General features: G+C 41.9%; 18 protein-coding genes and 2 pseudogenes. All 20 read right to left on the bottom strand.

All coding sequences use genetic code 11. The annotated features are described in order from the left end of the window. Window positions 1–57 precede the first annotated feature (57 nt). Window positions 58–1,440, bottom strand: coding sequence for an amino acid permease (locus I2E70_RS08450; RefSeq protein ID WP_195424422.1), 1,383 nt, complete (start codon window positions 1,438–1,440; stop codon window positions 58–60). A 164-nt stretch (window positions 1,441–1,604) separates the two neighbouring features. Further along, window positions 1,605–1,862: a DUF896 family protein gene (locus I2E70_RS08445; protein ID WP_003012632.1), complete on the bottom strand. Its 258-nt coding sequence runs from the start codon at window positions 1,860–1,862 to the stop codon at window positions 1,605–1,607. A gap of 33 nt (window positions 1,863–1,895) precedes the next feature. Beyond that, window positions 1,896–3,932 carry a glycine--tRNA ligase subunit beta gene (glyS, locus tag I2E70_RS08440; RefSeq protein ID WP_045760257.1) on the bottom strand — a complete coding sequence of 679 codons (2,037 nt, stop codon included), beginning with the start codon at window positions 3,930–3,932 and terminating at the stop codon, window positions 1,896–1,898. A gap of 207 nt (window positions 3,933–4,139) precedes the next feature. Next, complete coding sequence (gene glyQ / locus I2E70_RS08435) at window positions 4,140–5,057, bottom strand: glycine--tRNA ligase subunit alpha (RefSeq protein WP_002886077.1); 918 nt, start codon at window positions 5,055–5,057, stop codon at window positions 4,140–4,142. Between the two features lie 509 nt (window positions 5,058–5,566). Then, the gene (locus I2E70_RS08430) at window positions 5,567–9,985 is read right to left on the bottom strand and encodes a S8 family serine peptidase (RefSeq protein ID WP_195424420.1); all 4,419 of its coding nucleotides are present in this window, start codon (window positions 9,983–9,985) and stop codon (window positions 5,567–5,569) included. A 269-nt stretch (window positions 9,986–10,254) separates the two neighbouring features. Then, entirely contained in the window at window positions 10,255–11,097 is an 843-nt protein-coding gene (locus I2E70_RS08425) for an aldo/keto reductase (RefSeq protein WP_003010389.1), read from the bottom strand. Then, a complete protein-coding gene (locus I2E70_RS10590) occupies window positions 11,094–11,312 on the bottom strand; it encodes a hypothetical protein (protein ID WP_003010391.1) in 219 nt (72 codons plus the stop codon). Before I2E70_RS10590 ends, I2E70_RS08425 begins: the two co-directional genes overlap by 4 nt. A 131-nt stretch (window positions 11,313–11,443) precedes the next feature. Then, the gene (gene nagA, locus I2E70_RS08420; RefSeq protein ID WP_070594461.1) at window positions 11,444–12,601 is read right to left on the bottom strand and encodes an N-acetylglucosamine-6-phosphate deacetylase; all 1,158 of its coding nucleotides are present in this window, start codon (window positions 12,599–12,601) and stop codon (window positions 11,444–11,446) included. 152 nt (window positions 12,602–12,753) lie between these two features. Beyond that, complete coding sequence (locus I2E70_RS08415; protein WP_070594441.1) at window positions 12,754–14,385, bottom strand: Na/Pi cotransporter family protein; 1,632 nt, start codon at window positions 14,383–14,385, stop codon at window positions 12,754–12,756. A 450-nt stretch (window positions 14,386–14,835) separates the two neighbouring features. Beyond that, complete coding sequence (gene rbfA, locus I2E70_RS08410; RefSeq protein WP_003003976.1) at window positions 14,836–15,186, bottom strand: 30S ribosome-binding factor RbfA; 351 nt, start codon at window positions 15,184–15,186, stop codon at window positions 14,836–14,838. Window positions 15,187–15,259: 73 nt separating this feature from the next. Next, window positions 15,260–17,752: pseudogene (gene infB / locus I2E70_RS08405) on the bottom strand (translation initiation factor IF-2); the annotation flags it as partial. A 98-nt stretch (window positions 17,753–17,850) separates the two neighbouring features. Then, a pseudogene (locus I2E70_RS10720) lies at window positions 17,851–17,974 on the bottom strand (translation initiation factor IF-2 N-terminal domain-containing protein); the annotation flags it as partial. Window positions 17,975–17,990: 16 nt separating this feature from the next. After that, complete coding sequence (locus tag I2E70_RS08400) at window positions 17,991–18,290, bottom strand: YlxQ-related RNA-binding protein (protein WP_045760253.1); 300 nt, start codon at window positions 18,288–18,290, stop codon at window positions 17,991–17,993. After that, window positions 18,283–18,579, bottom strand: a complete 297-nt coding sequence (gene rnpM, locus I2E70_RS08395; protein WP_003010401.1) for an RNase P modulator RnpM — start codon at window positions 18,577–18,579, stop codon at window positions 18,283–18,285. The genes I2E70_RS08400 and rnpM overlap by 8 nt, the downstream gene beginning before the upstream one ends. A gap of 14 nt (window positions 18,580–18,593) precedes the next feature. Next, window positions 18,594–19,736, bottom strand: a complete 1,143-nt coding sequence (gene nusA, locus I2E70_RS08390) for a transcription termination factor NusA (protein WP_003010402.1) — start codon at window positions 19,734–19,736, stop codon at window positions 18,594–18,596. A 44-nt stretch (window positions 19,737–19,780) separates the two neighbouring features. Then, complete coding sequence (rimP, locus tag I2E70_RS08385) at window positions 19,781–20,260, bottom strand: ribosome maturation factor RimP (RefSeq protein ID WP_023920253.1); 480 nt, start codon at window positions 20,258–20,260, stop codon at window positions 19,781–19,783. Between the two features lie 97 nt (window positions 20,261–20,357). After that, on the bottom strand, window positions 20,358–20,993 hold the full coding sequence (gene trmB, locus I2E70_RS08380) for a tRNA (guanosine(46)-N7)-methyltransferase TrmB (RefSeq protein WP_003010406.1): 636 nt from the start codon (window positions 20,991–20,993) through the stop codon (window positions 20,358–20,360). Continuing rightward, on the bottom strand, window positions 20,990–21,784 hold the full coding sequence (gene ccrZ, locus I2E70_RS08375) for a cell cycle regulator CcrZ (RefSeq protein ID WP_003003852.1): 795 nt from the start codon (window positions 21,782–21,784) through the stop codon (window positions 20,990–20,992). Before ccrZ ends, trmB begins: the two co-directional genes overlap by 4 nt. Before the next feature lie 40 nt (window positions 21,785–21,824). Further along, entirely contained in the window at window positions 21,825–22,880 is a 1,056-nt protein-coding gene (locus I2E70_RS08370) for an ABC transporter permease (RefSeq protein WP_195327271.1), read from the bottom strand. Beyond that, the gene (locus I2E70_RS08365; RefSeq protein ID WP_045760251.1) at window positions 22,877–23,608 is read right to left on the bottom strand and encodes an ABC transporter ATP-binding protein; all 732 of its coding nucleotides are present in this window, start codon (window positions 23,606–23,608) and stop codon (window positions 22,877–22,879) included. Before I2E70_RS08365 ends, I2E70_RS08370 begins: the two co-directional genes overlap by 4 nt. Window positions 23,609–23,645: the final 37 nt, after the last annotated feature.

Raw genomic sequence — 23,645 nt, 5'->3', positions numbered from 1 at the left:
AAAGAAGTAACCGAGCTCTGAAATAGTAAAAACTCACCTAAGAGTGAGTTTTTCTATTTATTTATTATGTTTCCAATTGCTGTATATCCCAAAAAGAATGATCCAGATGGTTGCTCCAACCGCTCCAATGTATGTTGATTCTTGCAAGAAGAGACAAACGAATACAAAGAGGAAGAAAACAATGGTCAATGGATTCAACACTTTATAGGCCGGCATGACAAAACCATCTGGCATAAATTCTTTTGATTTACGGTACTTAAGATGGGATAACATGGTCAAAATATAAATAGCAATGTAGACACCAGAAGAAGATGCCGTAATCAAGGCAAAGGCATCTGATACACCTGGCAAGACATTGATAAAGGCTGAAACAGCAACTACAATCGCAGAAAAAATAATCGCGCGACTTGGAATTCCCATACGAGATAAGCTATTCAACTTCAAACGATTCATCACTTTACTGTTTGGCGTTTCTTTTGCAATCTGGTACAAGTGACGCCCTGTTGAATAGAGGGTGGAATTCAAGGAAGATGCAGCAGCTGTCAGTACAACAAAATTAATCAATCCTGCTGCCCACTTGATTCCTACCATCTGAAAGACCGTTACAAACGGTGATTTATTGACGGGAAGCTGTTGCCAAGGGAAAATAGCCATGATCGCCAACAAAGCCCCTACATAAAAGATTACAATCCGAATCGGAATTTCTTTAATGGCTTTCGGTAAGACCTGACGGGGATTGGCTGTCTCTGATGTGGTAATTCCAACAAACTCAATCGCTTGATAAGCAAAGAAGACCATTTGAAAGGCCATCACAAACTTGACCCAACCATTTGGAAACATTTGAAAACCATTGGTAATATTGCTTAAGCTAGCATGTCCAGCTGGTGTTTCAAAATTCGTCGTCACCATAAAGATCCCTGTAGCGATCAGGGCTAAAATCGTGACGATCTTGATCATTCCAAACCAGAATTCAACCTCTCCAAAAACTTTCACAGCGATCAAGTTTACACAACTTAAAAGCGCTAAAAAGATAATTTGAATCTGCCAGGCTGGCCAATTTGGAAACCAAAGCTGAACATAGTTGGAAACGGCTGTAATTTCTGCCATCCCAAGAAATACCAAGGAAACCCAATAGGACCATCCTGAAAAATAGCCCCAACCCTTTCCTAAGTACTTGGTAATAAAGTTGATAAAGGTATGTTGATCTGGATCCATATAGAGCATCTCGCCAATCGCCCTCATCATGAAGTACATGAAAGCTCCAGTCAGCATATAGACTAAAATAATAGACGGACCTGTCAAAGAAAGGGAACGACCAGCTCCAAGAAAGAGCCCTGTTCCGATGGTTCCTGCAATAGCAATCAACTGAACATGGCGATTTTGCAGACCACGAACCATCCCATTTTCAGTTTCTTGACTAGGATGATGTTTTTTTGACATATGATTACTCCAATTCTTTTTTCTGTACTTTTTCAGAAAAGTATACTTCCAATTTTCACTCAATCTACTATACCACGTTTTAAAAAATTGGTCAATCTAGTCCAGAATGTTCTGAATTTTGAAGATACAAAAGAGTGCTGGAGTTTCTTCCAGCACTCTTTTGATTATGAATTGGGGTCATCGAGACTACGGCCATGCAAACCTTTTTCCCGTTGCACTTGGCGTAGTTTCTCAGGTGTCACATCATTTCCTTCTTCATCCACAATTTTGATTCCTTCGATGTGGTGACGAACGGAACGACGATAACCCTCAATGTATTCTTCACGAAGTTTTGCTTGTTCCACTGCTTCTTCTGGCGTCAAACCTTCTGTTTTTTTCTTTTTAGCAAGCTCATTGATCCGAGCAATTTTTTCAGGTGTCATAATAAGACCTACTTTCTACCTGCCATCAGGTACTTATTTTGTGTTCAATTGGTTAAAGGCTGCAACAGCATTGGCTTTAGACACTAGACCTGCAAGAAGGGCCAAACGGTTGTTTTTTACAGCCTCATCTTCTGCCATAACCATGGTATTGTCAAAGAAGGCATCGATGACTGGACTTAGAGCAAAGAGCTGTGCCAATTTATCACTAGCTGAACCAGTCAGTTCTAATTCTTCAATCGCCTTAGCAAGGGCCTTTTCTTGATCATTTTCAAAGAGACTAGCATCGACTGCTACTGAAGTATCTGCTTTTTCTGCCAAGTTAAAGGCACGTGAGAGTGATTCAACAGCTGCCTTGTAGCCATCAGTCTTAGCAGCTTCTGAGAGAGCATCTGCTGCTTCCAGCATATCCGCAACCACGAAGTTTGAACCAGCAAGTACAGCTTCCTTGATGTCTTTAGATGTGCGTCCCATCATCTTGTCTACACGCGCCTTGATGAAGTTGAGCACTTCTGCTTGATTGTCATAAGAAAGACTATCAAATGAAAGAGCGTAAAGGCTGTCAATCAACTCATCCATAGGAATATTCCATCCAAAGGCATCCAAGATACGAACAATTCCTTGTGTTGCACGACGAAGTGCATACGGGTCGTTGGAACCAGACGGAATCAAACCAACAGAGAAGAAAGAAAGGAGGGTATCTAATTTATCTGCAAGCGCAAGGATAGCACCAACCTTAGTCTCTGGAAGGGCTCCATCTGCTGAATCAGGAAGGTAGTGCTCACGGATAGCTGTCGCTACTGCAGGATCCTCACCAGCAAGGAGGGCGTATTTTTCACCCATGATTCCTTGCAATTCATCGAACTCTCCGACCATACCCATCAAGAGGTCAAATTTGTAGATTTCAGCTGCACGAGCTACGGCTGCCCTTTCTTCAGCAGTCAAACCAGCTTGTTCAGCTAATGATGCTGCAATGACACCGGCACGAGCCATGTGTTCTGAAAGAGAACCAATTTTTTCATGGAAGGTCACGTTCGCCAATTTAGCAACGAGATCTTCAATCTTAAGTTTTTGGTCTTCACGCCAGAAGAATTCACCATCTTCAAGACGTGCCACCAAGACTTTTTCATTTCCTCGGATAACATTTTCCAAGTGCTCAGCGTTCCCATTACGAACTGAGATGAAGTTTGGTTTCAGCTTACCATCAAGGTCACGTACAACAAAGTAACGTTGGTGCGTTTCCATTGAGGTCACCAAAACTTCTTCTGGAACATCCAAATATTTAGTGTCAAAACTTCCCATAAAGGCAGTTGGGTATTCGACCAAGTTCAAGACTTCATTCAAAAGTCCTTCTTCGATTTGGACTTGAACACCTTGTTCTGCTTCGATGGCTTTGATTTGCTCACGAATCATATTTTCACGTTCTTTGCTATCCGCAATCACGTAAACGGTACGAAGGTCTTCTTCATAAGAATCCGCATTAGTAATTTCCACTTCATGTCCAAGGAAACGGTGTCCACGGCTCACACGACCTGAGTGGATATCCAAGAAATCAAGGTCGAGCGCTTCGTCGCCCAAAAGAACTGTCAAGGTGTGAACTGGGCGAATGTATTCAAATGTGTTGTTAGCCCAGTGCATGCTGACAGGGAAGGTCAATGAAGCAAGCACTTCTGGAACGCCAGCCAAGACTTCTTTAGCTGGTTTTCCAGCTTCGTGCTTCGTAACATAAACGTACTCTTCACCTTTGACTTCACGAAATTCGATATCGTCAACCGTCAAGCCTTTTCCACGGACGAATCCTTGAGCCGCTTTTGAGAAGTTTCCATCTGCATCCAAGGCGATTTTCTTAGAAGGTCCTTTAAAATCTTCAGTCAAATCCGATTGTTGGTCAGCTAAACCAATCACACGGACTGCCAAACGACGTGGTGTTGAGAAGGTTTGAATGCTTTCGTATGAAAGACGGTTGTCATCCAAGAAGGCTGCCATTTTCTCACCCAGTTGTTTTTCACTTGGTGTGACAACGTAGGCTGGCAACTCTTCAAGTCCAAGTTCTACTAATAAGTTTTTTGTCATGTTTTTTCTCCGAAAAATATCTTTTTTTCCAGTTTGCCTTATGTGATTGGCACGCAGCAACCGACTTCGTCGTTTCATTGCTAAAATTGGAGCCTAAGGTCTCCAATTTTGCCTGGTATCGTTAGTTTCTCTAACGATACCTTTATCACTGCGGCAACTGGTTCTGTAGGATTGCTCTATCAGCCAATCCCATCTAATACGCTCTCTTTATTCTTCCTCTTCTGCTAGGAGTTTGGCGCGTGTTGCTTCGTCAAGAAGTGGGTAACCAAGTTTCTTGCGTTCTGCGACGAAGGTTTTGGCTACGACACGGGCCAAGTTACGGATGCGGGCAATGTAGCCGGCACGTTCTGTAACGGATACTGCTCCACGCGCGTCAAGCAAGTTGAAGGTGTGTGAACATTTCAAAACGTAGTCATAGGCTGGGTGAACAAGGCCTAATTCCAAAGCACGCCCTGCTTCTTTTTCAAATTTTTCGAAGTTTTCAAGAAGCATATCTTGGTCAGAAACTTCAAAGCTGTATTTTGAGTGTTCATATTCTGGTTGAAGGAAGATTTCTCCGTATTTAACGCCTGGAGCCCACTCAATATCGTAAACAGAATCAACTTCTTGGATGTAAGAAGCCAAACGTTCCAATCCGTAAGTGACCTCAGAAGTTACTGGGCCAGTTGCCAATCCACCAACTTGTTGGAAGTAGGTGAACTGAGTGATTTCCATACCATCAAGCCAAACTTCCCAACCAAGACCAGCTGAACCAGTTGATGGGTTTTCCCAGTTATCTTCAACGAAACGAATATCGTGTTCCAAAGGATTGATCCCCAATTTTTCCAATGATTCAAGGTAGAGCTCTTGGATGTTTGATGGTGATGGTTTCATCACCACTTGGAATTGGTGGTGTTGGTAAAGACGGTTTGGGTTTTCCCCGTAACGTCCATCCGCTGGACGACGTGATGGTTCTACATAAGCCGCATTCCATGGCTCAGGACCAATGGCACGAAGGAAGGTATATGGACTCATGGTTCCCGCACCTTTTTCATTATCATAAGCCTGCATGAGCATACAACCCTGGTCATTCCAGTATTGTTGCAAAGTCAAAATAATTTCTTGGAAGGTTAGTTTTTTTGACATCTTCTTCTCCTTTTTATAAATTCTTGCGACATGAGTCTGCCTCGTCGATTTTACGAAGCAAGACGAGTTAGTACTGCGTCTAGCTCAGGCACCAGGGTGCCTGAGCTTGGGGCAGTCCGACTGTAAGGAGGTATCTGCCACTAACGCAGTGAAAGGTTAGTTTTTTTGACATTGAATACTCCTTATTCATAAAGTTTCTTGTGACTTAGGATACAAAAAGAACCGTGTCTCTGCTCCTAAGTCCTTTGACCTAGGGGCGTCAGAAACGCGGTTCCACCCTAATTTATTACTTCATTTTATTTTACTTTACTCAGCTTTTTACTGAGAGAAAGCGCCACTTGCTTACTTTGCTCTACTTGGCTCTCACTATCCCAAGCTCGCTAGAAAAACGCCGTAAGCCCTTCTTTCTTGACTAGTATTATAGCAGATTTTTAGTGACTTGTAAATTAAAATCCGCATGAAACAATCGTTTCATACGGATTTTAGGCTAACAAACAAGGTTGTTTTTCTTATGGACGTCTCGCAGCTTTTGGTTTTTTACCATGAAGTTTTTTCTTGGCATTCTTCAAGGCTGTCAAAGCATCTTTCACATCTTGTTGGCTTGCTCCTGGATTTGAAAGGATGGTTTGTGCATCCTTGAAGGCTGCTAGGTAAGCTTCTTTTTCTTCATTTCCAGCATAGATGAATTTAGCATTCTTTTCTTGGAACTTCAATTCTTCCTTGATGTATTTTTCAAGGCTTGAAAAATCAGTTGCTTTCCCATTTAATTTTCCTTCCGCACGGCTAAGCTCAGCAAGTGCTTGATTGATTTGTTCTTGTTTCACAGTTGGATCAACTGCAAGCAAGGCCACTGTTTGGAAAGCGCGATCGTAGTCTCGACGTACTTTTTCTTTGGCATTAGCATAACGACCCGTTTTAGTCGTAGCATCATAAGCTTGCATGGCTTCTTTCAAAGCCGCAACGTTTGAATCTTTCCCATCCAAAGCTTGGCTAGCAGCTTCAAGACTAGCTACTGCTTGGTTGACTTGCTCTTGACTGGCCTTATTGATCAAGGCTGCTTGGGCAGCTTGCAAGGCTTGATCATAGGCTTCCTTCTTATCCACACTGGCATTGAAGTATTGCGCTGTCTTTGTAACATCTGCTTGGTTGTTCAAAGCAGCTAAGAGATCCACTTTTGAGATCACTCCAATACGATAATTGTTGTTACGCCCTGCGACAACTGAGATCACTGGTGCTTCCTCAGCTAGTTCATAGCCTGTAGGAAGAGTTGCAACCAAGGTATATTGACCAGTCGCTACAGATTTACCAAAGCCATTTTTACCATATTTTTCAGCAGGCAAGACAAAGTTTTCACCATCTGCCCCTTTTAATACGATCGTAGCTGCTTTTGAAATCGGTTGATCAAAGCTGATGCTAACTGGTGCATATTCTAAAGTATTGGCAAGAAAAGCGATCGTTTGGAAACTATTATCTTCTGTCAAATCAAATTCTTGCGTCAAGCTGCTGACAAATTTCACTTCTGTACGATCATAAGTAAAGATTTCTGCAGTGTAATGACCAAAGTTCAAGAAGTTAATATCTTTTGTCTTGTCAACTGATACATATTGACCATTGCTATCTTTGATTCGGTAAACATACATAGTATCCAAAGCTTTGTTCGTTTTAGCGTCACGAACTGCGATTTGAACCCGACCACTATTTTGATCCCGAACTAAATCAGCTAGTGAAACATAATCTACGTTCCCCGCAAAGTCTTCTACATAGTAGTAGATATTCTTCTTATCGATGTTTTCAGGAAGATCGAAGCTACCATCTGTATTGGCCTTGATCACATGGTAATTTTCAAGCGCACGAGTACCATTCTTATCTTCACTGGTTTGGACCATCGTTCCTTGTTCATCAAATGGTGTGACATAAACTAGTTTTTCTGTCAAAATACCGCCTTCACCAACATCTTTGGCTTTACGTGCAACAAACTGTTGTGCTCCGTCTTTAAAGCGAATATAGCCAGATGTAATCACTGGTTTTTGAGTATCAACCCGAACCTTGAAGGTCGTTGATTGCTCCTCAGCTCCAGGAACCATTGGGGTATAATGGATGACATAATCATATAGACCATCTGCTACTGCATTCCCATTCGCATCAATACCATTCCAAGCAGTATTATCTAATGTGTAGCTGCGTGGATTCTTTTGGTCACCGTTGAAGAAGTTCTTACGATGGTCAGATGGAGTTCCTTCCCACAATGGATTTTTATGTTCCGTATCACTTGCTGCATAAACAGTTGCACGAAGGTTTTCAATGTTTCTAAGGGCAACTGTCTTGTATTCGACGAAATCTTTATTTCCATCTTCATTTGGTGAAATGGCAATGCGAACATTTCCGTTTTCATCTAGTTGAAGGGTGTGAGTTCCTTCTGCATTTTCGTCAATACCAAGGACTGTAATCCGACGACCGTCTCGTTTTCCTTGAGTGAGAAGGAAGTCATTTTGCTGGGTGACGAGTGCAGAAACATTCGCACTAGAAGAGATATTCAAATCTTTTGGAATATGGTAGTAGAATCCATCTTTTCCTTCACGAACCAAATCATAGACTGGCTTTTCAACAGCGGGAAGATTTTGGAATTCTCCCTTGAATCCCATAAATGGCAAGCTGACCACATCTCCATCATCAGCCGGATCAACAAAGCGAACAAATCCTTCAAGGAAATAGCCGTTTGGCATTTCTTTGCTCAATTCTTCTGTGAATTTACTTGTATCGACTTTCACCGTAACCGTTTCAGAGCTATGAGCTTTCACAGTTACTTCAGGCCAAGCTGTTTCAGTCAATTTACGTGGACGGAGGGTAAATTTACCATCCTTCACTTCATCTGTGTCAGTATTCACCAACATTTTCAAGGTACGATCGGTATCTGAAATATTGTGAACCGTAACATCAAAGGTAAAGCTATCTCCAACATTACCAAGAGTGACGCTTGGATAGTTGTTTTCACCGGTCACATACAAGTCTGTTGAAACGGCAGCTGCTGTGTCAACAACCCCTGCTCCCTGTTGACGAGGAGAAGTATAAGCACCCGTTTCTTTATTAACGTGTGGTTTAGCCGTAGACATGATCAAGGCTTTCACTGTTTCAGAAACTTGTTCTGGAGTTAATTCTGGATGGTTCTTCACAAGGTATTCTTTAACCAAGGCTGCAACACCTGCTACGTGAGGTGAGGCCATACTAGTACCACTCATATCCCCATAGGTATTGTCATTTAAAGAAGAGAAGATGTTCCCACCAGGTGCAGTGACATCTGGTTTCAACTGACCATCTGTTGTTACACCCCAGCTTGAGAAATCAGACAATTGGTCTGCTTCTGGAGATGGACGGTTGGCCATGGTATTGTTAAAGACAACTTTGTAAGATCCAGCTTTAAGAGCTTCCCCATAGCGTTTTGAAATAAAGACAGATGGAATTTTCTTAGCATCCCCATCAATTGACATTCCAAGGTTTGATCCTTCCACATTATTGTAGACCAAAGCCCCTACTGCACCATGATGGAGGGCATTAGCAATTTTTTCTGTGAATGGAATTTCTCCACGTTGAATAAGCGCTAATTTACCAGTAAGATCTAGATCTTTGAAATCATCTTCTTTCCCAAGACCAACAGATACATACTCATATTCTTTGCCTTTTTCAAAATCAGCATCTGCAGCAGATTTACTGTAATCAAATTTTCCGTTATCCGCTTCTGCATTGCCTTCCAAACCTTTGACTTCAAAAACTTCTGTTGTAATGATGTTGTTATTGATAGAAGCAACAGAGATAGAGTCCTCTACCGTTGATGGATTTCCAACCAAACCGTAATCTGGATTTTCTGCAGCTGGTCTTGAATAACCATTCCCAAAAGTATTGCTATTTCCTGCAGAAATTAAGACAGATACGCCTTTAGCGCGCGCTCGTTTAATGGCATCTACAATATCTGAATCCGCATTGACCGTAGAACCAGTCGTAGAGCCAAGACTCATGTTGATAGTATCTGCACCAAGAGCTACAGCATCATCAATTGCTTTTACATAAAGAGCAGATCCTGTTGTTTTTTGACGATCTGAAAAGACACGCATAAACATAACTTGCGCTTCTGGTGCTACACCATAGATCTTTTCACCGTTTCCTGCTTCTTTATCAGGATTCCCTGTTGCAATCCCTGTAACGTGCATCCCGTGAGAATCTCTTTCGGCCTCTTTGATATTGTCGGTACCATCAAAGTAGTCATAAGCGTAGACAACCTTGTCGTTGTACCATTTACCATAATCAATTCCTGCCGCTTTCTTAGCAGCTTCGATTTCTCCTTGGTTTTTAAACTTAGCTTTTGAAGGATCGGTAATCCGAAGAACCTCGTGGTTCACATCCAAACCAGAGTCGATGACGGCGACAACCATCCCTTCCCCTTTATAACCTTGCTTCCAGGTTTGGGGAACAGTAATAATTTCGTCACTTTCGATGCTTTGAGGTTTTTCAGCTGCCTCATGGCGATTCGTTGTTTCTGAACTTGTCGCAGTAGCCACTGCTGTTGCTTTTTCTACAGGTTTTTCCGCTACTTCCGGTTTTGTTTCTGGAACAGTAGCTGCCTCTTTCGGAGCTTCTGTTTTTTCAACAAGAGCTGCTTCTGTTGCATTCGTTGTCTTTGCAGCAACTGTTGCTTCTTTTGCAACTTCTACTTTCTCACTAGCAACTGCTGTACTTGCTTCTGTTGCTTGTGAATGCTCTTCTTCAGCAGGTGCCTGTTGAGTAGTGGCTACAAGCTGTGTTCCAGCACTCGTTTGGCTGGCCGCTTGTTCTTCAGCACTCGCTTGTGCAGATCCAAATACCAAAACAGCCCCTAATAAAACTGAGGCTACACCAAATTTGTATTTTCTTAATGAAAAACGTTCTTGTCTATTCATAGAAACTCCCCTTTTATTTTAATAGCAACTATTATAACGCAAAATTATCTGAAAATTCATTCAAAAAACAAATTGTAACACAAATGTAACATTCACGAATGTTACTAACTATTAATTTATTTTCGTTCGGAAAAATGTAAATTAGTATGGGAAGGTATTATAGAACATCTGTTTTTATTAGAGTTTTAAAATTATTTAATCATTGAAAGGATTTTAAAAACCGAGAACGAAACTGTCCTCGGTTTTCATTAATGAATAGATATTCTTTCTTAAAAATCTTTGGTGTCTGGATCTGGTGCACCTGCTTCAACCGGAAGATGGCGAAGGAGTTCCATATCATCTGCCGTCAATTCAAAATCAAAGCAATTTAAATTACTCGCAATCCGCTCAGGTGTAACCGATTTTGGCAGTGGAAGGAAACCTTCTTGCAAACTCCAAGCCAAGGCTAGTTGAGCGACCGTCTTTCCATATTTAGTAGCCATTTCTTTTACTTGTTCATTTTGGAACAATTCTCCTTGGCCAAAAGGTCCCCAAGCCTCTAGTAAAATGCCATGCTTACGACTCGCTGCAATGGCTTCGCTTTGGTAAACCCCAGGTGCTAGACGAATTTGGTTCACAGACGGAATGACCCGAGCTGTTTCAAGGAGGGCCTCCAAATGATGAGGCAGAAAATTGCTAATACCAATAGCTCGAACCTTGCCAGCAGCTAGCATATCTTCCATTGCCCGCCAAACCTCAGCATTTCGTTGTTTCCAAGCATCATTTTCTCGAAGAGGTTTTGGATTTGGCCAATGAATCAAATAAAGATCTACATAGTCCAAGCCTAGTTTCTCAAGAGACTCTTCCAAAGCAGCTTGAGCGTCTTCATAGGTGTGATGAGTATTCCAAAGTTTGGTGGTAATAAACAGGTCTTCGCGCGCAAGACCACTGTCTTTAATGGCCCGACCCACACTCTCTTCATTCTGATAAATCGCAGCTGTATCGATATGGCGGTAACCTGCTTTTAAAGCAGCTAAGACAGCTTGATAGGCTTCTTCTCCATCCGCTGCTTTCCACGTCCCAAATCCCAATACAGGAATCTCCACCCCATTATTTAAACGATAATGATTCATTTTTTCTTTCCTTTCTTCGATTTCGGTTTCTTAGGCCCTCGAAGCTTGAGCTCTGGCTTAAAAATATTTTTCTTGGTTGGCTCTATCTTCTTGCTATAAAAACTATAGAGTAAAAATGACCCACCAACGATCACAATAAAGATATTTTTTCTTACAATCCCATAGAGCAAGAAAAAAATTCCCATCAATAAAAAACGTATATCAATTGCCTTCATAAGCTACCTCACATTTCAATTCCCATTATAGCATGAAAAGACAGCATTCACAAAATTGCACTACCATTGGTAAACAAAAACCTCTCTAGGTATGACCTAGAGAGGAAGTATTCTATCTTCGATTCTTGAATCTAATTCGTCGCCTGGTAACGTTTGACCCCATCGAGATAGGTCGCAACCAGATCCAAATTTTGATCAAGCACGATGAAGTCCGCATCATATCCTTCACGGATTTGACCACAAACATCATCAATATGAACTGATTTTGCCGGATTGAGGCTGGCCATCATCACTGCTTCGTGAGGGTTAGCAATCCCCCACTCTACAACATTTTTTAATCCATCTTTCAATTTCAAGATTGAGCCAGCTAGATTACCAGTTGATTTCAAGCGAGCAGTCCCTTCAGCGACCACAACTGGGAATTCCCCAAGCATATAATCCCCGTCTTCTAATCCCCCAGCTGTCATACAGTCAGTAATCAAGGCAACATTTTCTTTTCCTTTTTGTTTCATCAGGATATCACAAGCTAGTGGATCAACGTGATGACCATCACAGATCAACTCTGCTGTAGTATGAGGCAACTCATACATAGCTCCAACCATACCGAGTTCACGGTGCGTCAAACCACGCATACCATTATAGGCATGCACCCAGACACTCGCACCTGCATCAACTGCTTTTTTAGCTTCTTCAAAAGTTGCATTGGAGTGTCCTAGAGCGACTGTCACCCCTTCTCCTGTAATGGTCCGAACAAATTCTTCTACCCCTTCACGCTCGGGAGCAAGGGCAATCTTATTCAACAGACCATTGGCAGCTTTTTGCCAAGCCCGGAATTCTACCATACTTGGATCCTTCATATAAGCTGGGTTTTGTGCTCCCTTGTATTTTTCTGTAAAATAAGGTCCTTCAAAATAAATACCACGAATCTTAGCACCTGTTGCTTCTTTATATCGTGCACCAATATTTTCAGTTACCGCCAAAAGTTGTTCGTAAGAGGAAGTCAAAGTCGTAGGCAAAAAGCTTGTGACCCCAGTACTCAAGAGACCTTCACTCATGGTATGGAGAGTGCCTTCGATATTATTATCCATAACATCTACTCCACCAAAACCGTGAATATGGGTATCCACCAAGCCCGGAGCAATACTGTAACCTGAATAATCCAGCACATCTGCTCCTTCTGGTAAGCTTTCCACATGTTTTCCAAACTTGCCATTGACGAGCTCCAAATAACCTCCACGGCGAACTCCATGTGGGTAATAAAATTGATCTGCTTTAATATATGTAGACATATAATCGTCCTTTCCATTGTAGGAACTGTGTTCCATTTATATTCATACATATTATAACGCTTTCACTTCCATTTGTAAATGGTCTAGACCTATTTTTAGATAGAATCATACAAAAACAGAGCAAGCTTCCTACTTACTCTGTTTGACATTCATTAAATTTGCTCGATTTGTACTTTTTCAGCTAGATTCATGGCATGGTCTGCAACACGTGTATAGTGAGAAATGATATCAATAAAGTTCACTCCGGCTTGTGGCGTACATTCACCTTGGTTCAAACGACGAATATGAGTTTTCCGAAGTCTTTTCTCCAATTTTTCAATTGCCTCGTGACGTGCTACTAGTTGATTTGCAAGACTCACATCATTGTGCTCGATAGATTTCAAAGCATCCTCTACAAATTGATGGGTTTGGTTGTAAATATCTTCCAATTCGGCCAAGGCTGATTCTGAAAAAACGACTTTCTTACGAATTAAATAATCGGTTAGATTAATTAAGGCTTCCGCGTGATCTCCAATCCGCTCCAAATCACGAGAAGAATCTAAGATATTGGTGAGAACTTCACTTTCTCTCGGACTCAAGGCTTCACTTGACAAACGAATCAAGTAGCGAGTCAAATCATCATCAATGGTATTGATGGCTTCTTCTGTCTTATGACCCTTTTCAGCTGTTTTCTCATTTTGATGAAGAATATAATCATAAGAGAGGCTAAAGGCTTTATCTGCATACCCGCCTAAATGAAGCAACTCTTTTTTCGCATTCCCAAGAGCAATCGAAGGCGCTTGAGTGATCAAGTTTTCATCCAAGTAGAGCGGTTCATATTTGACAACCTCATCCTCACCAGGAATCAGCTTGGTCACAAAGTATGCCAAAGCTCCAATGAATGGGAACTGGATGATGGTATTGGTTATATTAAAGGTTCCGTGAGCAAAGGCTATGGTCATTTCTGGGGATAAATGAAGAGTCGTTTCAAACCATTGAATCAAAGAGGTAAACGGAACAAGGAAGACAAGACAGATAATGGTTCCGATAACATTAAAGGCTACATGGGCACCTGCCACACGTTTGGCCGCAATATTAGCTCCCAAGGAAGCAATGATAGCTGTAATGGTCGTTCCGATATTATCACCAAAGAGAACTGGGAGGGCTCCTTTCAGGTCAATCAAATGACTAGCATAGAGATTTTGCAAGATACCAATGGTTGCAGAAGAGGCCTGAATCAAAAGTGTTAAGCCTGATCCAACAAAGACACCCAAGATAGGACTTTTACTTAACTGCACCATATAGTCACGAAAGACTTGCAAATCTTTAAGAGGTTCCATAGCCCCACTCATCAAGTTGAGGGCAAAGAAGATACCACCGACACCAAAAACGATTCGTCCAACATTATTAACCAAACGATTTTTGGTAAAGAAGAGACAAACCGCTCCGATAAAGAGCATGGGAAGAGCGTAGTCTCCTAATTTAAAACCAATGATAAAGGAGGTAATAGTCGTTCCAATATTGGCCCCCATAACAATACCAATAGCTTGACGGAGGGTTAGAAGTCCTGCACTCACCAGACCGACCGTAATCACTGTAACCCCTGAACTCGACTGAATCAAGGCAGTCATCCCAATCCCTACTAGAACCCCTAGAAAGGGATTACTCGTATATTTATCAATATAGTAGCGAAGTCGATCTCCTGCAGCCTGTTGCAAGCCTTCTCCCATGGTTTTAATACTATAGAGAAAGAGCCCCAGGCCTCCCAAAAAGTTAAATACAATTTCCTGCCAGTTAATCGACATGTTCATTCCTCCAAATTTGAGATCAGAAATAAAACTCCTCTCCTATTGTAAAGGATAATTTCCAATCACACAAGAGATTTCTGTAAATTTCTATTATTTTTTGAAACCGTTTTTTCCTTCTGTTTTATTTTCCTCGTTTTAAGAGCCAAAAAAAGAGGGTGGAAAATTTCCAACCCGAGACTGTAGACAAACTATTCTTTTTTATAAATCTAATAAATTCTATAAAAAGAAATGTTACTCGTTAGAGTGATTCAATCATCTACTGAAACTTTTCGTCGTGAGAAAAGTACCTGAAACTTAATAGTTTCAGGTACTCGGAATTATTGAGACCTTAGGCTCAATAATTAGTCATGGAACTTCGAAGAAGTTCGCTGACGTCCGTACTCACCTAAGGAAAGTTTCTAAGAAGACTTTGTCTTTCAATCTGGGCGTGGAAAATTTCCAACCTCTCTAGTCTTTGTTCAAATTGCGTAACATCTCATCGATCTTGTTACCGTATTCGATAGACTCGTCTTTGACAAAAGTAAGATCCGGAATCTTGTACAGTTTCAAATTCCGACCTAATTCACGCTTGATGGTTCCTGTTGCTTTTTCAAGGCCTGTCTGAGCCTTTTGATTGTCTGAAGCCAAATCACTCATAATTGAATAATACACTTTGGCCATAGACAAATCACCTAGCATTTGAACATCCGTAATAGTAACGCCTTGAACACGCGGGTCACGGACTTTCTTTTGTAAAATCTCATTGACTTCACGCTTGATTTCCATCCCTACTCGATCTGTCCGAAAATGACTTGCCATAGGAACTCCTTTCTGCTTTGTGTTTAAAAACTAGGAAATCAGAGAAAATTCCTCTTTTTTCCTAGTCAGCCTCTTATTTTTTAATTTCTTCCATGATGTAGGCTTCAATGGTATCGTCTGTCTTGATATCATTGTAGCCTTCAATCATCAATCCACCTTCACGACCATTTGTCACTTCTTTGACATCATCTTTGAAGTGTTTCAAGCTTGCAAGAGCACCGTCATATATCACGACACCGTCACGAATGACACGTACTTTGGAATCACGTGTAACCTTACCACTGAGGACCATAAATCCACCGATGGTACCCACTTTAGAGACCTTAAAGGTTTCACGAATAACTGCTTCCCCGATGACTTTCTCTTCGAACTCAGGATCCAACATACCCTTCATGGCATCTTCCATTTCTTCAATCACTTTGTAGATAATTGAGTGAAGACGGATTTCCACCTCGTCAGCTTCAGCTTGTTGACGTGCTTGTGGAGTAGGACGGACGTTAAATCCGATGATGAAGGCATTTGAAGCTTCTGCAAGGGTCACGTCTGATTCGTTGATCGCACCAACTGCTGAGTGAACGATGGTCACTTTCACACCTTCTACTTCAATCTTTTGAAGGGAAGCAGAAAGAGCTTCAACCGAACCTTGTACATCGGCTTTAATGATGACATTAACAGATTTCACTTCCCCAGCCTTCAAGGTATCAAAGAGATTTTCAAGGCTGACGCGGTTGGTTGCTTGACGTTGTTTCATCAGAGCACGTTTGGCACGTTCTTCACCCGCTGCACGCGCTGATTTTTCATCTTCATAAACCGCGAAGTGGTCACCCGCCATTGGCGCTTCGTTCAAACCAGTGATAGAAACCGGAGTAGATGGTCCTGCCACCTTCACACGACGTCCAAGGTCATTGGTCATGGCACGGACACGTCCAAAGGTATTTCCGACAACGATTGGGTCTTGAACATTCAAGGTACCTTGTTGAACAAGGAGAGTTGCCACCGCACCTTTTCCTTTATCCAAGCGCGCTTCGATAACAGTACCGATGGCACGAACAGTTGGATCTGCCTTGAGTTCTTGGATTTCAGCCACAAGAAGGACCGTTTCCAAGAGTTCGTCGATATTTTGGTTGAACTTGGCTGAGATTTCTACAAACTCAGAATCGCCACCCCAAGCAGTTGACATAACCCCATGCTCTGCCAATTCACCGATGACACGCTCTGGATTAGCTCCTGGTTTATCGATCTTGTTGATGGCCACAATGATTGGAACATTGGCAGCTTTTGAGTGGTTGATGGCTTCGATGGTCTGTGGCATCACCCCGTCATCTGCTGCTACAACCAAGATGGTAATATCGGTAACAGATGCACCACGAGCCCGCATAGAAGTAAAGGCCGCGTGTCCAGGTGTATCCAAGAAGGTAATCTTCTTACCATTTTCCACGATTTGGTAGGCACCGATGTGCTGAGTGATTCCTCCCGCTTCACCAGTTGCTACACGTGAATTACGAAGGGTATCCAAAAGGGTAGTCTTCCCGTGGTCAACGTGTCCCATGATGGTGACAACTGGTGGACGCTCTACCAACTCATCTGGATTCAAATAACCATCTTCAACGAAGAAGCGTTCGATATCGGCATTGTCTACTTCAACCTTTTTCTTGGCTTCAATTCCATAATCCACCATCAAGAGTTCAATCGTATCTCCATCCAGCGATTGGTTTTGAGTCGCCATGACTCCCATCATAAAGAGTTTCTTGACGATTTCAGCCGGTTCACGCTTGATGCGTTTTGCGATTTCTGCAACCGTCATTCCATCCGTATACTCAAATTCACTTGGTAATTCATGGAATTTACGCTCTGTTACTGGTTTTGGAGCATCATTACGGTTGTTCTTTCCTTTTTTATTTTTCTTATTGTTATTCCAGTTACTATTTCTCTGATTTCTCACTTGATTTTGACTATTTCGATTCCTTTGTTGTTTTCTTGGACCATCTTCTTCACGATCAAAATCATCGCGTTTCTTATCTGGTCGCGCTTGTTTCTTCCGACGTGTATCGACTTGAGCTGGAGCAGCAGCAACAGCTGGTTTTGTATGGTTCTCAACAGCTGGCTCCTGTACAGGTGCTTTCACTTCTGGTGCTTCTACCCGTTTCCGGCGCTGTTGACGTTCTTGTTCTGCTTTTGCAGCTTGTTGTTTGTAGCGATCTTCACTTCCACGTGCGTACTCAGCATTTTGTTCAGCTTTCAGTGCTGCTGCACGCGCTTTGAAATCAACTTTTGGTGCTACTTGGGGTTGTGCACTACGTCTTTGATCTGGTCGGTTATTGCGACGCTCAGAACCTTGATTTCGTTGTTCATTTCGCTCTTGTGGTCGTTGATTTCGGTTGTCACCATAACGCTGATTGTCCTTGCGATCGCGTTTTGGACGATTGCCTTGTTGTTTTCTACGTTCAGCCTGCTCTTTTGCACGCGCTTCTCGTTCCGCTTTAAAGTTACGACTCTTTGGTTTAGCAGCTGGCGTTACTGATTTTGTCTCAGTTGCTCCTTCTTTTTTGACGGGCGCTGCTTCTTTTTTCGCTGCGACAGCCGTTGTCTTGGCAGCCACTTCTGCTACTTTCTTTTCGACTGTTTCTTTTTTCGCTGCAAAGCTCTTGATCAACTTTTCAGCAACATCAGTATCGACACTAGATGCATGACTCTTGACGTCAAAACCTAATTCTTTCGCACGAGTGACGACTTCTTTACTTTCCTTGCCCAATTCTTTGGCAATTTCGTATAATCTTTTCTTAGACAATTGCTGTCCTCCTCTTCTATTCCATAAGAGACCTCATTTTCTTTGAAAATCCAGCATCTACAACAGCGACGACCTTACGAGAACGTCCAATTGCAGTGCTTAATTCTAGTGTTGAAAACACGGTAGATACTTGAACCTCATAATAGTGACCCTTATCTGTCACCTTTTTTGTCAGGTTACTAGCTGCATCATTTGCTAGAAAAACTAATTTTGCTTTTTCTTCCTGGATGGCTTTGATCACGAGTTCTTCTCCAGAAATGAGTTTTCCTGCTCTTTGCGCCAAACCCAACAAATTACTTATCTTTTGCTTATTCAAGGCCTAACTCTCTTCTCTTCACCTTATGATCTACATAAGCGATCAATTCATCATAGAAAGCTTCTTCCACTTCCATATTAAAGCTACGATTAAAAACTTTCTTTTTCTTAGCAAGTGCCGCTTCTTCATTGTCTAGCTTGATGTAAGCACCTCGACCATTGGCTTTGCCAGTTGGATCGATAAAGACTTGTCCTTCTTTATTTTTGACAATGCGGAGCAAATCGCGCTTATCAATAATTTCATTTGAAACGACAGATTTTCTTAAAGGGATTTTTCTTGTTTTTACCATTTTCCCTCCCTCTCTTAATCGACTTGCTCTTCGCCACTTTCTACTTGGTCTTCAAAAGTTTCTTGAGCTGCTTCCATTTCTTCGAACTCACTAGCAGATTTGATATCAATGCGGTAACCAGTCAAATGAGCCGCCAAACGAACGTTTTGACCACGACGACCGATGGCAAGAGATAGTTTATTATCTGGAACCACAACGAGAGCATGTTTGCTATCTTCATCATCAAAAATAACTTGGTCCACTTCTGCAGGAGCGATCGCATTGTAGATAAATTCAGCTGGATCTGGAACCCACTCGATGACATCGATATTTTCTTCTGTCGGAACCATACGGTCTAATTTTTGATCGTATCGAGCTGGGTGGAACTTGCTGGTAATCTTTTTAATATTCGATCCACCACGACCAACGATCGTCCCAATCGCATCTACGTTTGGATTATGGCTACGAACCGCAACTTTTGTACGATCTCCAGCTTCACGCGCTACACTCATAATCTCAACAGTTCCATCGTAGACTTCAGGAATTTCTTGTTCCATCAAACGTTTGATCATTTCAGGGTGGCTTCGGCTAACAAAGACATTGACACCACGTGGATTATCTTCTACCTTGTAGACAAATACTTCAATTCGATCATGAGATTGGAATACTTCTCCTGGAATTTGGTCTTGCTTAGACAATTGAGCTTCGATCGAACCAAGATTGACATAGATAAATCGATTGTCAAAGCGCTCCACCGTTCCACTCATGATTTCATTTTCATGTTCTTTATAAGTGTTATAGGTGATGGTGCGCGTTTGCTTACGCATTTTTTCCATGATCGTTTGTTTAGCAGATTGAGCTGCTACACGACCAAATTCAGCTGGTGCTTCTTCAAACTTGATCTTGTCCCCCAACTCATAAGCAGAGCTAATGGCCAAGGCATCCTTCAAGCTGATTTCTAAACGGCTATCAAAGACTTCATCCACCACTTCACGAACCGTATAAACACGGAAATCTCCAGTTTTTTCATTGAATTCAATCGCTGCACTTTCTGATTGTCCATAACGACGGCGATAAGCCGAACGCAATGATTCTGTGACGGCTTCGATGATATCTTCTTTTTTGATCCCTTTGTCTTCTTCCAAAATGCGGAAGGCTTCTAGCATTTCTTTACTCATGTTTTTCTTGCCTCTACTATAAAGGCATCCTTTCTTTCATTCTGTTACAATTTTACAGCCAACCTTGCTTTGGACACAAGGTTATAAGGAATTTCTACAGTTTTCTTTCGTGTTTTATCCATATACTCAATGGTCAAAACATCCTCTTCAAAACCTACCAAGTTCCCCTCAAAGACCTTTTGCTTTTCAACAGCCTTATACAAGCTGATATTGACATACTTGCCAACAGCTCCCTCGAGTGCTTCCTTGGTTTTCAAAGGTCTCTCCAAGCCAGGACTGGTAACTTCTAAAAAGTACTGTTCTGGAAATGGATCTGGTTTGATTTGATCCAATAGCGGGCTAATGATTTCTGTCAAATCCGCTGTATCATTCAGTGTGATCCCTTCTGGTTTGTCTACGAAAATGCTTAAGACGTAGTCACCACCCATTTTGCCATATTCAACATCGACCAATTCAAATGGTTCCTGGATGGCAGGCTGAATCACTTCTGTTACTAAATCAACAATCGTTGCGATGGTTGCCACCTCCTCATAGATAAGAGGCGAAGATATTTCCCCGCCTCTCCTTTTCTATTCATTTAAAGTATTATAACACGATTCCCCAATGATTGCAAGGAATATGCTAAAACTGTGCTTCTACACGGTAAATGACCTGGCCTTTACTTGAGAACTTTTTCTCATATTCCGTCATGACATTCCCCTCAAAATCACTATCATGAAGATCTAGCCAGACTCCCTTCAAAGTCATACCATACTGTGAAAAGCTCACCAAACTGTATTCAAACAGACCTCGATTATCTGTTTTAAAGTGAATCTCCCCATGTTCTGGAAGAATTTGCTTGAAGGTATCCAAGAAGGTCTTGTAAGTCAAGCGACGCTTCTCATGACGTTTCTTAGGCCAAGGATCTGAAAAATTCAGATAGAGTTGATCAATTTCCCCATCTTCAAAATAGTTGGTCAAGCTATCTCCGTCTACCCAAAGCAATTTAATGTTAGGAACATCAGCTTCTAAGACCTTATCTAAAGCATAACTCAAGACCGATTTTTGAATATCAATTCCGATGTAGTTGATCTCTGGATTGGCCTTGGCCATCCCAGTAATAAAGGCCCCTTTCCCGCTGCCCACTTCGATATGAATAGGATGGTCATTCCCAAAAATTTCATGCCACTTTCCCTTGGCATCTTCTGGATTTAGGACCACATATTGCGGATTCGCTTCTAATAATTCAGTCGCTCCCTTGCGATTTCTAACTCTCATATTTCCTTTCCATATTTCAACCGGAAATTGCGCAGAGCATAGATCTCGCGATTGACATTTTCTAAATCATTATTTTCATAGTATTTAGCAATTTGGCACAAGAAAGAGTATTGACCAAACCAATAGAGTTTATCAAATACTTTTTGATTGTACTTGTAGCCATAATAGCCTAACCAATCGCGCCAATTAGAATCTGGGATATAGTGACTCAAGATATGCGCCACATCCAACATCCGGTCTGTCAAACGAACAGAGTCCCAATCGACTAGATAAATCAAGCCGCTCTCTGTCTCAATCCAGTTACTATGACGAACATCTCCGTGGACGATCGTCGCATAATCCTCCCGAAAGGCAGGCACTGTCTTACGTAAATTCTTTACGACTGATTGGATATAGTGGTTCTGACGTAGGGCAATTGGCAACCGGTTACTCCAAGAATTGAGCAATTCTAATGGAGATTCCACAGGATAGCCAAGTTTTTTTAATTGAGTCATCAAAGGTCTAGAACGGTGCAATCTCGTTAAAATATTGACGACTTGTTTTTTCGACATCCCATTTGGCGTGAGAATTTCCCCATTCAACCATTCTTGGGCACTCATCACATTTCCATCTGGCAAGCGTCGACTCCATAACAATTGAGGAGCAATCTGTTCTTTTGCTAGACCCGCAAGGATTGGGGTCGTATTCATTTTTACAAAAACGCGCCCACCATCTGGGTAGGTCCCCATGTAGGCCTTCCCACTCTTCCCAGGAATTGGGGTGAGGCTTAGCTCTTTTTCATTCGAGTCCATCTTTTCCTCCGTAAAAAGTTTCCAATCTATTTTACTAATTTTAACGACTTTCGTCAACCAAGCGCGCCATCTTAAATGGAAGATAGAGTAGGATTAAAGCAACTGTATAAGCCAGTAGGCCTAACAACAGGACTTTATCTGAAATAAAGACCAGGCCAATTCCTCCTTCTATCACCGTTATCATCCCCATGACCAGCTGAATCGTTTTGTTCAACCCTGCCTTTTTACTGCCCTTTTTCATCGGGAAAAGGAGGGTCAAGGGTTGGTAATCAAAAGCACTGTAAAGCCCCAGTAATTGAAAAATAACCAAGTAATTGAGCAAGGCTACAAGGGCAATCACTACGAGAGGCTGGGGAATAAAGATGATAGCGAGAATGGAAAGAGCCAAGAGTCGTAGAGTCATAGAGAAAAGATCTCCATTCCGTAGGAAGGAGCGCATATATAAGTGCAGCCACGTATTGCCATGTGTTTTGGGAAGAAGCCCTAAGAAACCATCCAAGTACGCTCTTCTTTTGACACTGTTAGTAATACCTTTCACCGTTGTAAACAAGGCAAAGAAGCGAAGAATCAATTGTTTCCTTGCATTCTCACGAGCAATAGCCAAGGGCCAATTTAAATTTTCATCCTGGTAGAAACGCGCTTCCTTCCAGCTAAAAACAGCCCCTTTAGCCACCCCTAAGACAAGGATATAAGCTACAATAGCAAGTTTATCCAGCCCTGTTGCCAGAAGAAGAGGCACAAATAATAGAAGGACAAAACTTTGAATCAAAAACCAAAACACAAAAGACTTCTTGGCCTGCCCTTTGACATAACGTTTCACTTCCTCTTCCTTTACCAAAAGGAATAAAGCATCGGGCTTCTCTAAGTAGGTCGCAATGGAGCCAATCGGAACCAAGAGGAGCAAGCCAATCATGAGACTCCAGCGGATCAGGCTTGTATCTTTGGGTAGATCTTGCAAGAATTGGCTGTATTGAACCGCCAAAAATCCTATGAAAATCAACATAAAGAGAACGAAATGATCATTGAGAACATAGCGGCTATATTTTACACATTGAGTTCGAAACGTTTCTTGCCGTTTTTTCATCAACTCTTTCATGCTGTTTCCTCTTCTGTCAAGGTCATGTAGATATCATTTAGACTTGCTTTCTCATCCCCAAAAGTTGAACGCAGCTCGTCCAAGGTCCCTTTTGCTCGGACCTGACCCTTATGGAGGATCACAAAACCATCACACATCTTTTCAGCCGAATCCAGAACGTGGGTACTCATCAAAATCGATTTTCCTTTTGCTTTCTCATCTGCCAATAACTGAATCAAATCTGCAATCGCAACAGGATCCAATCCCAAAAAGGGTTCATCGACAATATAAAGACTTGGATCCACTGCATAGGCGCAAATAATCATGACCTTTTGCTTCATCCCTTTTGAAAACTGGGTCGGGAACCAATCTAATTTTTCAGCCAAACGAAATCGTTCCAACAAAGGCTGGACGCGCACCATGACCTGATCCATGTCTAAATCATAGGCCATAGCTACGGTTTCGATATGCTCTCTCAAGGTTAATTCTTCATATAGGCTAGGGGTTTCTGGAATATAGCCGATTTTTTTACGATAGTCTGTTGGAGCTTCTGGAAGACTCAAGCCGTCAATCCGTACTTCCCCAGCATAAGGATGCAGGAGACCAATAATTTCATTAATCGTGGTTGACTTCCCAGCTCCATTAAGTCCAATCAAACCAATCAGTTGGCCATCCGGAACTGAAAAACTCACCTCTTTCAGGACAGGGATGTTGACATAGCCCCCTGTCAACTTGTTGATTTCTAACATATTTTCTCCGATTTCTGGTATAATGTTCTTATATTAT

The sequence above is a fragment of the Streptococcus parasanguinis genome (assembly GCF_015556095.1).
Taxonomy (GTDB): domain Bacteria; phylum Bacillota; class Bacilli; order Lactobacillales; family Streptococcaceae; genus Streptococcus; species Streptococcus parasanguinis_Q.
Note: the sequence above shows the minus strand (reverse complement) of the source record. Positions and strands in the feature narration are given on the sequence as shown.